Below are 18,196 nucleotides of genomic sequence, written 5' to 3'. Positions count from 1 at the left end.
TACGCTTCTTCCTTTTGTGACAATGGCATCATTTACCTATACGAAACCAGTCGAAGTCCGCATATCCACTGTCGTTAATCTGTTTGTCACGGCTAGCGTATAGTCCAAGTGTCGCACCAATCCATTTTCCCGGTCTAGCCCGAAAATCCTTTTCAATATCTATATATTTTTTACCATCAATACTATAGGACCAATTGCAGATTTCACCTTTTCTAACCTGGACACGCAGAAATACAAAGTCATCCGGTACCGTAGTGACAACGCGCACATTTTCTGTATTTCCGCTGTAGGCTTTGGAACAACTACCATAATAAAGGCGAAAAACACCATTATTCTTTTGTATAAACAGCTGACTGTAGTCTTCTCCAACAACCACGAGTCCCGCCCGTTCTCCCAGCTCCTTTTCATTGGGCCGGAGTCTTACTCGCGTTGTTGCAGTAAAGTCCTCAGCCGGAAATTTTTGCGTGAGGATATTGGGAAGCGCCATCAGATTCTTGCCATCTTTAGGCAGCAACTGTGTGTAGAGACGAAGATTGCCTTTATGCGAAGGCATCAGCCATGTTCCGTCGGGATTAGCCTGCCATTGCCACTGGAGTCCAAGCTGAGGGCTATCAAACTCGTCAGATTCCTGTGGATTGACGACAGGCAACTGCTGCTTTCCGACATGAGGTTTCTTATAAATCATTACTGGGGTTCCTACACCATCGCCGTCCTCGTCCTCGCCGATTATGGGCCAGTCTTCCTTCCAAACCATCGGCTGCAGATGCACCACTCGTCCCATAGCTTCCTTGTCCTGAAAATGGAAAAACCAATCTTCTCCTGTCGGTGTGTTTACCCATGCCCCTTGATGGGGCCCATTGACTGTCGAATTATTTTGCTCCATGACCACCTTTCGCTCGTAAGGGCCGTATATATCTTTGGACCGCAGTACGAGTTGCCAACCAGTTGCGACTCCGCCGGCCGGCGCAAATAAATAATAATAACCATTACGTTTATAAACTTTCGGTCCCTCTATGGTCGGATCCAATTCATGGCCGTCATAGACAATAGTGCCTCTGTTCAGTACTTTAGTGCCTTCAGCATTCATTGGCGCAATGCCGATAACGCTTTTTAGTCCGGCACGACTCCCAGCATAAGCATAGGCCAGATACGCTCTACCATCTTCATCCCAAAATGGGCAAGGATCGATCAACCCCATTCCTTCAAAGACCAGCACTGGTTCAGACCAAGGACCTCGGATATCCCTTGTTTTTATTTGATAGATACCGAAATCTGGATCCGGATAATAAATGTAAAATTCGTTCTCATGGTACCGTATTGACGGAGCCCACACCCCACCGCCGTGCTGTACTTTGTTAAATACAGTCTCCGGCACCTGCCGTTGCAGAGCATGCCCAATAATTGTCCAGTTCACCATATCTTTGGAATGTAAAATGGGAAGCCCCGGACTGTGATTGAAGCTTGATGCAATCATATAATAATCCTCCCCAACCCGTATGGCATCTGGGTCGGAATAATCCGCATTGATTACCGGATTCTTGAATTTTCCATTTCCAAGGTCAGGCCGCCAGACCTGAGACTGGTAATGCTGACCAAATGTTAAGGTAAAATGCCCCAACACTAGATAACTAAATAGAACGGAAACTTTCCAAATATGCATCATATCTTTATTATAGTTTATTATTGCAATCTAATAGTGATAAAATCGCTATACGCAAACGTCTTCTCGTTGAGTAACCCAGTCGAAGAACCGCCACCATCGCTTATGAACAGCCCCCCACAGGAGAGACCACGGCCAATTGACCAAAATGAGTGCTGAATGAACGTTCTCCATCGTGTACATTATGCTTTTTAGGTCTCGTCATTAATTTGGTTATGCGAGTTAATTATATATCCCTTAATTCTCTACACCAGATAATTGTCTGTATCAGAACACAGCAACCGGTTGCATCTTTAAACTTAGTATTTTTTATATGCACTATAAAACAAAATTTACGCAATCGTTATCATCATTCATAAAAAGGTTATTCAGATCGTACAGATATTATACTTGACAATATCACGCCAGCGTAATAAAAATTCTTTAGCACTTGAGATTCTATTGTTAAAACTTACTTTTATATTCAAAAAGTCAATAAAATCACAAACGATGAAAACGCTACCCATTTATCTGACTCTATTTTGCACCACATTACTGCTACACGGATGCAACATGTTTGACATACATCCTTACTCGGGAAAAATAGATGGCAAGACCAACATCAACAATCAGAACATTATCAGAATCGAGCGCGACTATTCGCAGCGCGATACTATACGATATGCCTTTATTAGCGATTCGCAACGATGGTATAACGAACTTGACGATTTCGTAAAAATAGTCAACTCTCGAACTGACATTGACTTTATTATTCATGGCGGTGATATCTCCGACTTTGGACTCACCAAAGAATTTCTCTGGCAACGCAATATCCTAGAAAAGCTCAACCAGCCTTATGTCGTATTACTGGGCAATCACGATTGTCTGGCCAATGGTGAAGAAATATTTGAAAAGGTTTTCGGCGTTCCCAATTACACTTTTATCGCTGGGAGAACCAAATTCCTTTGTCTGAATACCAATGCGCTTGAATCAGATTATTCCACACCCGTCCCTGATTTTTCATTTATCGAACGCGAACGTTTAACGGACAGTGAAAGATTTGACAAAACAATCGTTTTGATGCATGCCCGTCCCACCTCTGATCAGTTTAACAACAATGTTGCTCCCATGTTCCAACATAGCATAAAACAATACCCTAATTTGCTGTATTGCAACAATGGTCATGACCACAGCTATCAACAGGAAGACATTTTTGACGATGGGGTTACCTACTACGGGACACCCAACATAGGTAAGCGGCAGTATTTAATTTTTACGATCACTAAAGACAGTTACACCCATGAGCTTGTTTCCTTTTAAATGCAAAACGCTTCAATTAGTATCTTTATTTATATTATTAACGAGTACAGGTTTCGCCCAGGACATGCAAACAATGTCCGACAAGTTGGTCGATACCACGGGAAACAGAGAACTCAAAAGAACCGCTTTCCGTCTCATCCCCTCCAGTTATATCATTCAATACGCTGGATCTATAGGTCTATTTTCTCTGGGGTGGGGCTGGGATTACGGAAAAAAACACCAGTGGTCTACAGATTTTCTCATTGGCTATGTTCCGAAATATGATACTGACCGAGCCAAACTGACACTGACACTGCGCCAGACTTACACCCCATGGTCGGTACCCGTCAACAAGCAGACAGCATACCATCCACTACGCACAGGGGTATATTTTAATACTACGCTGGGTAAACAATTCTGGTACAAAGAGCCTGATAAATATCCTAGCAGTTATTATAGTTTCTCCACCAGACTACGGATTAATTTGTTTGTAGGGCAAGACTTTATCTACCGGCTCAAATCCCAAACCTCTTATTTCGAGAGCATCAGATTATATTATGATTTTCATAGTAGCGACCTCTATCTCGCTAGCGGGATTCCCAATAGCTACCTGAACTTTGATGATTATATCGGCTTAACTATAGGTGTCAAGCTACAGATAAGGAGAAAATAGTCGCAGCGAAAGATCACGTAGAAGCACGGTTTCTACTTATCTAACAGATGAAAACCTTTCTGGGAACTAGTCAACAGGCTTTTATAATAAATGTAAAAAAAACATTTAAAAATACTAAAGCAAATCTTATCTTTGATTTAGCAGTCTTTACGTGATAAAAGCTGCCGTCAACCAATCGGCAGGTCCTGCTAAGAAACTTATAAGCTCCAGTACACCATGAAGTTAAAACGCATCTTTTCCTCTCTCATTCTGACAGTAACGCTCGGCCAGCATTTATCAGCCCAAATCTCCGGCCCGATACAATATTTTGATTTAAACGATGTCAGATTACTGCCTAGTCCTTTTCAACATGCTCAGCAACTGGATCTTCAATATCTACTAGCGATGGATGCCGATCGGCTTCTCACACCTTTTTTACGTGAGGCCGGCCTGCCACATAGGAAAGAAAGCTATACAAATTGGGAAAGCACAGGCTTAGACGGCCATATCGGTGGCCATTATCTCTCTGCACTTTCCTATATGTATGCATCGACTGGTGATCCCCGCGTGAAAAACCGGCTCGATTATATGATCTCCAATCTGGAACGCTGCCAACAAGCCAATGGTAACGGGTATATCGGTGGAGTACCGGGCGGAAAACTCATTTGGGAAGAGATCCAACGGGGCAATATCCACTCTGGAAGCTTTAATCTGAATGGAAAGTGGGTACCTTTATACAATATTCATAAGACCTATGCTGGTCTCCGCGACGCATATTTATTAACTGGTGATCAGAAGGCAAAAAATATGCTTATTGACATGACCGATTGGGCTCTTAGGTTGGTTTCGCAGCTATCTGAAACACAGATCCAGGAGATGCTAAGGAGCGAACATGGCGGGCTCAATGAAACATTTGCCGACGTCGCTGCGATCACACAGAACCCGAATTATCTCGAGCTCGCCCGAAAATTCAGTCATCATTCTATTCTAATGCCACTGATATCCCGCCAGGACAAACTAACCGGACTTCACGCCAATACGCAGATACCTAAAGTACTTGGCTTTAGCCGGATAGCGGAGCTTACGCATGACCAACAATGGTCTGACGCCGTACGTTATTTTTGGGATAATGTTGCTAAACATCGATCGATCTCCATTGGCGGAAACAGCGTAAGTGAACATTTTAATCCAACGGATGATTTCTCCAAAATGGTCTATAGCATCGAAGGCCCCGAAACCTGCAACACCTACAATATGCTACGCTTAACAAAAATGCTTTACCGAACTGATCAGCAGGCAAAATACCTTGACTTCTATGAGCGGGCCTTATATAACCATATCTTGTCTACCCAGCATCCTCAGCACGGCGGTTTTGTTTATTTTACACAAATCCGTCCCGGTCATTATCGTGTATATTCACAGCCTCATACCAGTATGTGGTGTTGTGTAGGGTCTGGTATGGAAAACCATGCTAAACACGGGGAAATGATTTATGCTCATCATCATGATGAACTTTATGTCAATCTTTTTATCCCCTCTCGATTAAATTGGAAGGATAAAGGCGTGGAGATCATTCAGGAAAATAGTTTTCCAAGCACGGCATATACCTCCATAAGGATAAATACCAAAAAGAAACGTACATTTACACTAAATCTACGCAAACCGAGCTGGCTAGCGGGCCTACCGCAAATCTTTATTAACGGTAAACCCATTCAGCTAGAAGACTCAGGCACCTCCCATTTCAAGATAAAACGCACTTGGAAGGCCGGGGACCACGTACGCATGAAGCTTCCTATGAACATCCGTGCCGAACAACTGCCAGACCGTAGCAATTACTATAGCCTATTATATGGACCTATTGTCCTGGCTGCCCGCTCGGGTACAGATGACCTTAAAGGTCTGCTAGCCGACGACAGTCGAATGGGACATATCGCGTCCGGCAAACAAATTCCATTACGAGATATTCCTATTCTGGTTGCCAGTCCTGACTCCATTAGTACGCTCGTTGATCCTATAGCCTCTAAACCACTTCACTTTCGCTTGAACGGCCTATTCCGCTCAAAAGATTCACTGTCCATGGAACTCGAACCATTCTATGGTATCCATGATTGCCGCTACATAATGTATTGGCCTCAGGCAAACCAATCAACATTACACGAATTGCAAAGACAGATCGAAGCAGATGAACGAGAAAGTCTGGCGCTAACGGCTATTACCGTAGACAAAATCGCTGTAGGCGAACAGCAGCCTGAGTCCGACCATTTTTTCCGTGAAGAAGCTAGTCAAGCCGGTCTAATAGACGATATCCGCTGGCGGGAAACCAAAAGCTGGTTCAGTTACCGGATGAAACAAACAAATAATGCCGTACTGTATGTCAAATTCTTGGGCGACACCTCCCGCACAACTGAAATCCTTGTCAATGGGACACTTGTTGGAACACTCCGCAACGTGGCAGACCATGTACAGCCTCAGGTTTTTCGGCTCCAGCTTCCGAAAGAAGCTGCAGGTCAGCCGCAAGTCGAAGTAAAAATTAAGGGGACTTTGCAGTCCCCTACTCACAAAATATTGGAAATACGAATGCTCCGGTCTGAATAACTCCCGGAGCTAACCATCTAACCTGACTGACGAAGCCTGCCCCCATTTTGTCCAGCTATCTTGCCACGACCGTGTAGCTGACAATTTCAATGGTTTCCCTTCCAACAGAAAATGGCCGGAATAAATTAATTGCTCGGCTCAACGGGCAAGATATTACCCTGCTTATCAAAATAAAGTCGGTCTATACACACTTCTCGATGAAAACCCGCCGCATCTCCCATACCTATTCCATCAGGATAACTAAACCGATGATATACGATATACCACTCATCTTTGCCTGGAACCTGCAACACCGAGTTGTGACCCGTACCATAAATCCCTTTAGATATATCCTTTTGCAAGATCAGATTGTTTTCGGGGACTGTTATTGGCCCATAAGGTGAAGGAGAGGTTCCATAACGCACGCGATAGTCTTCATTACGGGTGTCATTCTCCGACCAGAAGAAGTAATAAAGCCCATTACGATAGATAACGTATGCACCTTCGCGAAATGTCTTGTCTGGCGTCAACACTTTGACCGTATTCTTTTTGATGGAGACCATATCTCGATCAAGTTCCGCAACAGCGAGATAGCCATTTCCCCAATATAAATAACTTTTGCCAGACTTCGGATCATGAAAGACAGCCGGATCGATTTCTTGGCCTCCCTTCACACCAGCAGGCTTAAAATCAATTAATGGTTTGCCCGAATCCTTGAAAGGCCCCGTCGGCAGATCAGCTACCGCAACACCTATTTTTTGCGCCGCCGTGAAATAATAGTAATATTTGTAATCATTTCCTTTCTTTTTCTCAACGATACTAGGCGCCCATGCATTACGGGGCCCCCAGGGAACATCTTTTTTCAGATCAAGGATTACGCCCTCATCCTTCCAGTTTTCCAGATCCGTGGATGAAAAGGTTTTAAAATAGAAACCTCCCCAGCCATCAAATCCATCACTTGTTGGATAGATATAGTATTTTTTAGTTTTGTGGGAGTAAAGCACGTCCGGATCCGCATAGAACCCGTTAAGTACGGGATTCTTCTTTAAACCAATAGATATATCCTGCGGTACACCCCAGTTCGCAGTCAGTACCGCCAATTCCTGTCTAGTAATCGGTATAATTGTCCCATGACGTGGATGGAAATCCATATCGATCTCATGGTCGATTACCTTGAATCTATCCAGATCATCCGATACACAAAACTGATATTTTCCCTTACCGTAAACATCATACATCAGGACATATTGACTAGATTGATTACGTTTGAATACGCTAGAGCCTTCCACAGCATCCTTGGTCTGTTGTTTATATCCTGGTTGTTCTACCCACTTTCCCGAAGTCAAGCCATCAGTAATAGCCACTTTAATCCCATTGCCATGTCCTTCTGTTTTGTAGAACAGATAAAACAGACCATTCTTTTCTATAATGTCTCCATCAATGCAAGACAGACCATTTCTTGGGGTAAACAGTACCCGTGGCTCGGTCTCGAAATCTGTAAAATCCGGATTGGCATAGGCATAGTAAATAATATCTGGGCCATCTCCATGTTTCATCGACCAATACACCAGATATTTTTTAGCTTCAGCATCAAATATGGTCTGGGGCGCCCATACGCGCTTCAACGATTCCTGCCCTGCAAATCGTTGCTGGATATCGATTTTACTATATGACCAATGGAGTAAATCTTGGGATTTCAACAAGACCATACCACGGTTGGAGTCCCATCCTTTAGACGAAGTCATGTCAGTCAGCACCATATAAAAAGTCCTGCCGTCCACACCTCGCAATACATGTGGATCGCGCACGCCACCAGTTTTGCTGATTAGCTTCGAATCCAGCACCGGACGATTGCCGTTTAGCGCCCGATACGTGTATCCATCAGTACTGATGGCAAAGCATACAGCTTCATCTTGAACAGCATTACCCTTAAAGTAAGCGAATAAATAGCCAGCAAAGTCCTTTTCGACCGGTCCATTGTGATAGACCTGAGCACATATATAGTGCGAAACATGCAGCAACAATAAAGTAACAAAGGATATAATTTTATTTTTTTTCATTCAGATCTATATTGGGCCACTAACGTGGCCTGTTATGTAAGTTGCTATTTTATCTTAATTTTTTCAACGGAACTGAAGTTGTATTCTCCAGCAGATTTAGAACGCACGCCAATACGCACAAAAAGCTGGTCAATATTTAATTTAGCAGCCTTTCTTAGCAGTAGATCATTTAGTGAAGCAGTCATTGACATGCTTTGTCCAAAAGCTAAGTTAGCAAGATTAAATCCCTCATTTTGCTCATTGTTCACGTTGTCCACAATAGTGGTCGTTGAGATAAATAGTCTCACGTCGTCCACTTGTGCCGACTCCAAAACTTTGGATACCTCAAAACCACAAGTTACCGTATTGCCCGAAAAGCTCGCGCTCACATTCGGCACACTAAAATATGGAGTGACGGGTACATTTATTGTTGTATTCCCTTTGACCTCCACAAGAATGGTATCTGTAGGCTGCTGTAACCAAGGTGCATTACTTAGCCGGGTCAATTTATATCGGCCATCAAAAAGTTCCGCTGAAAAATGTCCGTTCTGGTCAGCATACACATTAATTTTTGATCGAAGAGCAAATCCATCCTGCCAAAGTTCCAGCTCAGGTCCATTATTACGTATTTGAACAGCCGCTCCCTCGTGGGTAATCTGACCGGACAAAACAGACTTTGGAGCCTCAAAATTATCATATTCACACGCTGTTAGCGTTAGACTGAACACGATAGCGTATATTTTTAAAATTTTTATTTTCATCGCATTTAAATTAGTGATAAGGATTTCTAACAATCTTTGGATTGGCATCGATGGCCGACTGTTTGATCGAAGCATAATAATTTGCTAAGCGGAAAAAACGAGCCTTTCTAAACCGGTTAGGACGTACCCGTTCAAAAATAAACTTTCCATTGTCGGTATGGCCCGGTCTGGCGATCCTATAGGCATATAAGCCTCTCACAACGGCATTATCATCATTTTCTGAGCCATTCCACACTAGATGGGCGAGACGCCATCTTTTTAAGTCAAAAAAACGATGGTCTTCATAGGCCAATTCTACGCGCCGTTCGTTTCGGATGATATCCATGGTTAATAAAGTTATGCTATTTTCGGGAAATCCAGCTCTAACTCGCAGGGCATTGATATAGTGGACAGCGTCCGACTGACCCAGCTCAAAGGCCGCTTCCGCAGCATTTAAATAGACCTCTCCTAGCCGAAACCAAGGCCACCAATTTGCGGCAGAAGTACCTCGCGTGCTCGCTGCGGGAGCATCGCTTATAAACTTTCGAATATAAAAGCCAGTATTACTCACGTCCTGCGCATCTATCTGTGGCCCATCGAAACCTGTCCACAGACCGCCGGCATATGGTTTCCCCAGCTCTTCATCGAGCTGCTGCCCCAAACGAGGAGCGACATACAGTTGATAGCGATTATTGTTCCAGATGGCAACTCCAGCTTGTATGCTTGCTGACCTGCCACGGAACAACGTCCCTGGATAAATAACCGTACCATATAAACGAGCATCTTTATTCGCAAAGATATCTTGGATATTTTGGTAGGCAATATAGTTACCGTTGGCATCGCGGTCATGCAAAATACCTTTCGCGCCGTCTAGATAATCAAAACTTTCCACTAAAGCGAGCGAAGGAGAAATCGTTGAAGATGATTCATTATCTTCAGTCATACTCTTCAGAATGTTATCATAGGCAAAGCGGTGCACCTTCAGTCCAACTGCAAAATCCTTAGCAAAGATCACCTCATTCCCCGTCTTCTTATTTAGCATATCGTAAAAGTTAGCGCCCTTGTCCGGATTTTCACTGTACAGCGAATACGGCCCCGCAATGATTTCTTTAGACGCCGCCAGAGATTTGGTATAATAATCCCTGGCCATGGCCGCAGGAATACCAACTTCCCCACCAGGCGTGCTGATCGGCGTAGCCATCAAATTGTTATACTTTGCCAGAGAGGCTGCATATAGCATTGCTCTACTTTGCAGGGCCAAAACGGCATATTTATTTGCCCTTGTTTTACTTGCTTGATTGGCCTCTAGATCATTTTTGATCTCCTGAAGTTCATTATAAATAAAATCGTACACCTGATGTTCTTTGGCACGCGCAACCTGCAAAGGTGTAGGGTCGCCACTAAAATCATAAATCAGTTGCGTTGTGACAATGGGCACTCCGCCCATGCGCTTAACCAGTTCGAAATAAACAAACGCACGAATAAAACGCAGTTCGGCAATATATTGTTTCTTTTGGGAATCCGATAACTGTACACTTAGCTTTTCGATATTTTCCAAAGAAAGATTGATATCCCGGATAAACCCGTAATCCCAGTACCGCCCGTAATCATCGCCAAACTGAAAATCATTTCGCCAATTCTGATCCCTGTGACCCGACCACATCGCATCATCCAGTTCAGTCATTCCCCCCGTATTAAAGACACCATGCATCGTTGGCAGACGATCATAATAATTAGCTAATAAAGAGGTGAGCATAGTCGGATCGTTCCACAACTGATCATCCGTAATCAGCGCTTTGGAATCGCGGTCAAACCAATCATCATGGTTGCAGCTGTTGAATAATAGCGTCGCAAACAACGCCATTCCCATATATATTTTCTTCATTTTCATTGCATTAAAAAGTGATATTAAATCCGACCATAACTACTTTCTGTTGCGGATATACTACGGCCGCAGGAGCTTCAATCTCCGGATCAATCTGGAATTTTCGCACATTGTCAAATGAAAACAGATTGGAAGCATTCACATAAATCCGTACTTTGTCGGCACTAATTTTTTGAACGATCTGTCTTGGAAGATTATAGCCCAACTCCAAATTTCTGACGCGCAGATAGCGGACATTTGTCAGCCAAAAATCGCTATTCTTCGCATTTGGGCCCGAATTGCCTTCTCGAATGGCCGGATAGTAGCCGGGAATCCATTCACTGTTTGGATCGTAAGGATCTTTTCGGTGCCATCTGTCTTCCAGGAGATAAGCCGGCGAGTTGCCGCCTCCATGGAAAGCATTACGCAATTCGTAGTCTTGAAACCACGACTGTATAGCTCCGCCGGCAAAATCAATGTTCAAGTCAACCCCTTTCCAGTTGAGTCCTATTTTCCCGCCAAACGTTAACATGGGGGCCCAACCCGTAGGATATCCGATTGGCCGTTCGTCCATGTAATTAATGACCCCGTCCCCATTGACATCTTTATAAATCAAATCGCCCGGCAATTGGTCACGGTTGCCATTTCCATCGTTGTTGATTGGATGATTTTGTATCTGTTCCATGGATTCAAACCGTCCGACCACCTGGTACCCCCACCATACGCCACCCCACCGGTCCTCGGCAGAATTTCTGTATTCGTTCCACGAATTCCCAAATCTCGGTTTGTAAGTCTCCAGACTTTTGTAACGGGAGAAGGTGATATTTCCACTGACGACATAGCTCAGCTCCCCAACTCTGTCTGTGTAAGTAATGATTCCCTCTGCTCCAAAATACCCGTTCTTATTTAAGTTTTCATTCGGTAGGCTATACCCTACCTCTTCCGGTAATAACACGTCATACCGTGGTGCTGGTGCGCCGGTTCGTATGATTTTGAATGCGTCCGCCGTCATCGTCAACTTACTGTTAAACATCGTTAGATCAATACCGATATTATAATTTGTATTTTTTACCCACGATAGATTTCGTATCGGAATGCCACGAGGTCGCAAACCGTTTACAAATTTTCCGTCCAATATAGCGTTGCCTGCACTCCAATCATAGCCGGCTAAATAGCCATGCATGTTTACTCCTTCTTCCAGACCTGTCTGGCCTATCGAAGCCCGGATTTTCAAATCGTTAACGACATTCTTTAAAGAAGCAAAAAAAGGTTCATCCGATATTCTCCAGCCAAGACTGGCCCCCGGAAATAGTCCCCACTGTTTACCTTTATAATATAAATACGAGCCGTCATATCGTCCCAATAGCTCCAGTAAGTACTTTCCCTTGTAGTTATAGTTTATACGGCCAATATAGCCCGCGCGAGCCTCATAAGACCATTCATCGGTTAGTCCGTTCAGTTCATCCATTTTTATTAACGGAATATAGTTATTTGAGGGATTAGCACTTAATACCCTGAGCGTACGGTCCCAATCTGACCGTTCATACCCTAGCATTGCCGACAACGAATGATCACCAATCTTTTTATTGTAATCGAGCTGGAACTGCGCAAATCGCGACACAATATCTCTGGCGGTATTGTATCGCCATCCCGCCGCACTGCCGCCTGTCGCCTTATACATATCGTTTTCATAACGATATACGTCGTAAGTATATTGAAAACCATCAAATTTATTGCTTGTATAGTTATACGAGACCGTACCTTTTGCCGACAGACCAATTTTCGTTTTGTAGGAAGCAAACAGGTTAACATTCCCCGCCAAGTACGAGTTGTCTTTATAACCGGCAATATCCCGGTCAAATAAGGCTGGGTTATACGCAAAGTCGTGTGTATGAGCTGGGTAATTCGGATTGTCATTCGCATAGGGTCCTACTGTCGGTCTATTCTTCATAATCGCTAAAATCGAAGAAAAATAACCATCGCCTCCGGGTAAACCCACATCCTGAGTTCCTTCATGACGTCCGGAAATCTGAGATCCAACCGTCAGCCCCGGCAATACCTCCGCTTCCATATTAGCCTGTAAGTTGGTTCGTTTATAATTAAAATCTTTAATCATAGCGTCTTGTTGCAAGTGACCAGCAGAGAGGAAATAGTTTGACTTCTGCCCTCCGCCTGTAATATTTGCATTGATATACCGTTGAGGAATATTCTTGCGGACCACCATGCTATAATAATCATAGCTTTGATACCCCGGCTCGGTTCCGGCTTGCCATTTCGCAAGTTCTTCCGGTGTATAGACGGACTGTGGTGTTTGATTGGGATTATTACTATTTTGCGCTGCCTCCACTAATCCGCGGGTATACTGTGCCGCGTTTGCCATTTTTGGAAATCGTGTCAGGTTTTGCCATCCTTGATAACCATTGATATTAATTTTTGCTTTTTCTCCTTTAGCTCCTTTTTTAGTTGTGATCAGCACGACCCCTCGGGAGGCCCTAAAACCGTAGACGGCTGCAGCAGCATCCTTTAATATGGAAATGCTTTCAATATCCTCTAGATTCAACGAGTTAAAGATATCCGCTCCTGAACCATTTTGCGTACCGACCCAGTCTGTACCTGTCTGCCCGCCATAGGCAACTCCATCAATGACGTAAAGGGGATTCCCCATGTTCCGGATTTCAATAGCAGCTCCTCGCCCCGGGCGAGCATCCTTTGCTCTCACAGATACTCCCTGAACTTTCCCCGCCAGCGCGCCAGCAGTAGTCGTCGAGGATGTCCGAACGATGTCGTCAGATTTTATGTTGCTAACAGCCCCTGTGATATTCCGTTTTGACTGGGTGCCATAGCCAACGACCACAACATCCTCCAGGACATGATGATCGCTTTCCAATTCGATTCTTAAATTAGTTGTTCCATTCAATGGCATCTTGTAGGTTTTGTATCCTACAAAGGAGACGACAAGCATCCCCTTATTCGCATTCAGCTCAAATTTCCCCGATTTGTCTGTTGAGGTTCCCTTTCCACCGCCTTCGATCAATACACTAGCGCCAATAATCGGCTCGTTTGCTTTGTTAACCACTTGCCCCGTCACCTTTTCCTGCGCATACAACAACGTTGGCATCGCACTCAACATAGTGTAAAGGGAAACAATCTTTAGGTTGTTCATAAATTTAATACTTATTTAAAACAGTAAATATTATAATCTAGCCAGAATGGCAATAGGATGGATAACGTACAATCGCTTATTTCGGTCGCATCATCGCCACCTCCACCTAGATTTATAATTGGATTAATAAGTCAAACTTAGCCGATTTAATCACATTGTAACGTATACAAATCCGTCAAATAGCATACAATTTTCGGTCAAAAAACGCTATTTTAAGGGTTTGGGATACCTAAATACGCAACTTCGAATCGGACCGCTGATAAGCGGATGGCAGCTGTCCAAATTCTTCTTTAAAACATTGCCGAAAATAGATCGCACTATTGATGCCCACCATAAAGGATACTTCTGTCACATTATATTTCCCTGTCTTCAATAGTTCAGCTGCTTTACGTATACGTATCTTGCGAACCAGCTGATTGATATTCTTTCCTGTGATTCCTTTCAATTTACGGTAAAGGGTCGATTGACTCATGTTCATTTTTTCAGCCAGTGTCCCCGCATCGAGTACCTCGTCCTGCATATGCATTTCTACAATTTTTGTAAACTCCTGCACAAATTCATTTTCTTGCCACCATTCATCTCGATCCTTCTTATCTTCTTGCGTTCCTGATTTCTTGGAAGCTACGGCGATATTTTTTAGGATAAGTTCATTGCTTTCTCTCTGTCTCCGCAACAAATTCCGAATACGCTTAGCAAGCAGCTGCGGACTGATAGGCTTTACCAGGTATGAATCTATCCCAAGATCATACCCCTGCTGCCGATCAAGATCGGTATCTTTGGCCGTCAATAAAATAAGCGGTATATGACTTGTTGCCCGGTCTTGTTTCAATTTTTCTGCTAAAAGAAAACCATCCATATCGGGCATCATCACATCGCTTATGATGATGTCTGGCACCTTAGTCTGCGCGATAGCGAAGCCAGCAGTACCGTTTTCGGCCAGTATGACTTCATAGCTTTCACCCAAAGTGCCTCCCAAATATTCACGCAAATCAACGTCGTCTTCAACCAAAAGAACTAAGGGGCGTTGCGACGTCAGTGTTGGTTCCGTTTCCTTTGGCACAATTTTATTTGCCATCAAGCGGACCACAAACAGCGTTCCCACACCTTCCTTGCTTTTAACCTCGACCTGTCCATGGTGTATGCTCGCGAGCTCTTTCACCAACGCCAGGCCCACCCCAGTGCCATACACACCAGTCTTTGGTATCTGGTAGAACTTATCGAAAATGCGGTTAAATTCCCCCGCAGGAATTCCACAGCCCGTATCCTCTACCGACAATACTGCCCAGTTGGTCAAATTTGATGTCTCGTAGTGTAGACGCAGCTTGATCTGCCCCGTGGTCGTATACTTATACGCATTTGAAAGCAAATTATCCACGATAAGCTGCACAATTTCGGCATCAAACATCGTGCGCGTATCTACCTTGGGGAGATCAGCTGATATGGATAAAGCTGATTTGTTATTTAATGTTTGATACTTATGCACGAGATCGCTAAGCATCTCTGCCAAGGATCCAGCCTCAAGCACCAAAGGTTTATATTGGGATTCTATTTTTCTAAATTCCAGCAGCTGGCTGACCAAGCTAAAGAGTCTATTAGCACTTTTTTGTACGGTCCCAATCAGGTTCCGATGTTTGGCCGATAGTTCTTGTTCGTGAGCAAGATCTTCAAGCGGCCCCAAGATCAATGTGAGCGGTGTACGCAGTTCATGTGTGATATGGGTATAGAAATTCATACGTTCGGTGTATAACTGCTCATCCTGACGATGCTGGCGCTCCTTAAGCCTAAGTTCAGACTCAGCATGCATTCTCTTCATATAAAAGAAAACAAGCGTGTACAACAACAGCAATGCTGCCAGCACATAAGCAACCTTAGCCGGCCAGCTTAAGTATACAGGTGCTGCGATTTTAATAAGTAAGCGCTGCGGTGAGGGCGACCATTCTCCATTTTTCATCCGTGTACGTATGAGCAATTCATGCTCACCGTAGGGAATATTCCGAAAATCTAAAGTCGTCTCATTTCCAAGAAAGATCCAATCACTGTTGAGTCCCTGCAGTTGATAACCGAATTCCACCAGACCATTCAGGGCATAGTCCATTACCGCCAATTCAATGCGGAAACTATTCTCATCATGATTAAGCGCGATCTCTTGCGCTCCGGAGACGTATTTGTCCAATTGGGAATTCCCTTCACCCGCCCGAAATACAGTTAGCCGACTGATACGTATTGGCGATTTTGGAAGATCCAATGGAATTTTTTGTGGATCAAAGTAACAAATACCTTCCTGCATACCAAAGAATAAACGGCCTTGGCTGTCCTTTCCCACACTCCCATTAATAAAACCACCTAATGGTAATCCAAAGGAATCGTCATATTGTAAAAAACGCCCCTCCTGAGGGACATAGCGTAACATACCGGATTTTGTCGCACACCAGATGTTGCCATGCAGGTCTTCCGCCAGAGCATTGATAAAAAGCCAGGCATCACGTCCTGCTGATGTCATCAACGACAAATCACCTATTTTCCGACTTGCACTTTGCATCGCTATACCTTGGTTTGTTGCTATCCAAATATTATTGTTGCTGTCCCGCAGCAGATGGTTGATGGTGTTATTAGATAGCCCGTTGTTCCGGTCCATCTTATGGATCAGTTTTCTGTTTCGATCAAATACATATAGTCCTTGACCGTACGTTCCTACCCACATGTTGCCATGTGTATCTTCAACAATTGCCCTGGGAGCATAGTCCCCCAGCATTGGTGTATTGATCAGGAGTTTTTGTACCTTACGACCATCCGGATCATAGATAAATATTCCCTGATTAGCCGCAATCCAAATCAGTCCTTGATGATCTTCAAATATAGCGCGGACTTCGGTCACCTGCTCGCCAAGCGCGATCTCACTCCAGCGCCCCACTGCGGCATGACCAACAGCCACGCCGCCTTTTCGCATACCGAGCCAAACACGTTGTTTACGATCCTTATAACTCGTTAAAATAAATTCATCGGGAATACCGCTCCTACTCGTCAATTGCCGACGTAGCTGTCCATGCCTATCCATCTCAATAATACCCGATCCCTCAGTCGTAAGATAGACAGTTTGCATTTCTGTTTCAAAAACACCGCTTACCGTTGCCATACGCCCGGAGCGCAAGGCTTCGGCGGGAAAAAACCTAAAAAATGTGGATAGATGACTAAGCACTCCAACACCTCCACCATACATAGCAAGCCAAATATTGCCAAAACGATCCGGAGCAATATGCTGCACCATCGCATTGTTGCCCTTCCCGAGATCGACCATCTGCTGCTGTTTAGGTCCTTCCACCTGCTTGCTGTATGAATAGTCAGCCTCCAGTATAAAAAGTTGTGAAGATTCTGCTCCAATCCAAATGCGGTTGTTAAACTCTTTGATCGCATACACAAAAGGCTCCATTCCGTTCTTGGCTGATCCGCGCAGGGAAATGCGCGCAAGCTTACCCGTTGGCGGATGGAAGACGGCCAGCCCTTTGCGCGTACCAATCCAGATATTATCCCACTGGTCACAATAGAGTACTTTTACTTCATTGTCAGGCAATATGCCCTTCGTATTTTCCTCCGTCAACCGGCGTACCGCACGACGCGTCGGATCGAAAATTGAGACGCCTTCGTTGACATGTCCGATGTAGAGTATCTTTTTCCTGTCTTCAACTAGACACCAAATACTATTTTCAGGAAGTTCCGGAAGTCTACTTTTATTGAAATAACTAAATTCTTTTTTAACAGGGTCAAAGTGCTGGAGTCCCTGATGATAGGTAGCTAACCATAACGTTCCGTCATGGCTTTTGATCATAGCTGTAATATCATTGGTGGCTATCGACTTTGGATTATGGGGATCATGCAGGTAGTAAGAAAATTTATGACTATCTAAATCAAATACATTCAATCCATTAGACCGCGTACCAATATATAATTTTCGATCATCGTAGAGCAATGTATTGATTTCATTGCTATTCAAGGACAGGCCGTTTTGCTGTTCGGAAGCGTAATAAGGTTTAAAAGATTTGCCGGCAAACCTATTTAGACCCAACTCCGTCGCTATCCACGTAAACCCCTCGTCATCATGTACAATATCCAGTACCTGTTGATTCGTCAATCCGTCCTGTATTGAAAAAAAATGCGCCGGGTTCGTCTGACAGACTGCCAGTATCCACGGCCATAAAAGTCCAACTATCACCCACAACCTTTTCATCTCC

Annotated in this window: 9 protein-coding genes; 3 read left to right on the top strand and 6 right to left on the bottom strand. The window is 44.0% G+C overall.

Translation table 11 applies throughout. The features are described 5' to 3' along the window. Window positions 1–28: 28 nt before the first annotated feature. Window positions 29–1,663, bottom strand: a complete 1,635-nt coding sequence (locus K7A41_RS22435; RefSeq protein ID WP_265715661.1) for a glycoside hydrolase 43 family protein — start codon at window positions 1,661–1,663, stop codon at window positions 29–31. Window positions 1,664–2,149: 486 nt separating this feature from the next. Between K7A41_RS22435 and K7A41_RS22430 the strand changes: the two genes are divergently transcribed. The 3 genes from K7A41_RS22430 (at window position 2,150) to K7A41_RS22420 (ending at window position 6,185) form a co-directional block, all read left to right on the top strand. After that, window positions 2,150–2,959: a metallophosphoesterase family protein gene (locus K7A41_RS22430; protein ID WP_265715660.1), complete on the top strand. Its 810-nt coding sequence runs from the start codon at window positions 2,150–2,152 to the stop codon at window positions 2,957–2,959. Between the two features lie 73 nt (window positions 2,960–3,032). Continuing rightward, window positions 3,033–3,611: a hypothetical protein gene (locus K7A41_RS22425; protein ID WP_265715659.1), complete on the top strand. Its 579-nt coding sequence runs from the start codon at window positions 3,033–3,035 to the stop codon at window positions 3,609–3,611. A 216-nt stretch (window positions 3,612–3,827) separates the two neighbouring features. Next, window positions 3,828–6,185 (top strand): glycoside hydrolase family 127 protein, encoded by a 2,358-nt coding sequence (locus K7A41_RS22420; RefSeq protein ID WP_265715658.1) that lies wholly within the window; start codon window positions 3,828–3,830, stop codon window positions 6,183–6,185. A gap of 125 nt (window positions 6,186–6,310) precedes the next feature. Here the strand turns inward: K7A41_RS22420 and K7A41_RS22415 are convergent, their stop codons facing one another. The 5 genes from K7A41_RS22415 to K7A41_RS22395 form a co-directional block, all read right to left on the bottom strand. Further along, the gene (locus K7A41_RS22415; RefSeq protein ID WP_265715657.1) at window positions 6,311–8,224 is read right to left on the bottom strand and encodes a family 43 glycosylhydrolase; all 1,914 of its coding nucleotides are present in this window, start codon (window positions 8,222–8,224) and stop codon (window positions 6,311–6,313) included. Between the two features lie 44 nt (window positions 8,225–8,268). Further along, window positions 8,269–8,964: a DUF3823 domain-containing protein gene (locus tag K7A41_RS22410; RefSeq protein ID WP_265715656.1), complete on the bottom strand. Its 696-nt coding sequence runs from the start codon at window positions 8,962–8,964 to the stop codon at window positions 8,269–8,271. Window positions 8,965–8,974: 10 nt separating this feature from the next. Further along, window positions 8,975–10,828: a RagB/SusD family nutrient uptake outer membrane protein gene (locus K7A41_RS22405; protein ID WP_265715655.1), complete on the bottom strand. Its 1,854-nt coding sequence runs from the start codon at window positions 10,826–10,828 to the stop codon at window positions 8,975–8,977. A gap of 10 nt (window positions 10,829–10,838) precedes the next feature. Beyond that, entirely contained in the window at window positions 10,839–13,970 is a 3,132-nt protein-coding gene (locus K7A41_RS22400) for a SusC/RagA family TonB-linked outer membrane protein (protein ID WP_265715654.1), read from the bottom strand. Between the two features lie 229 nt (window positions 13,971–14,199). Then, window positions 14,200–18,192, bottom strand: a complete 3,993-nt coding sequence (locus tag K7A41_RS22395; protein ID WP_265715653.1) for a two-component regulator propeller domain-containing protein — start codon at window positions 18,190–18,192, stop codon at window positions 14,200–14,202. Window positions 18,193–18,196: the final 4 nt, after the last annotated feature.

The sequence above is a fragment of the Sphingobacterium sp. InxBP1 genome (assembly GCF_026191775.1).
GTDB lineage: Bacteria > Bacteroidota > Bacteroidia > Sphingobacteriales > Sphingobacteriaceae > Sphingobacterium > Sphingobacterium thalpophilum.
The sequence above is the reverse complement of the archived record's forward strand: the minus strand, read 5'-3'. Positions and strand labels throughout refer to the sequence as shown.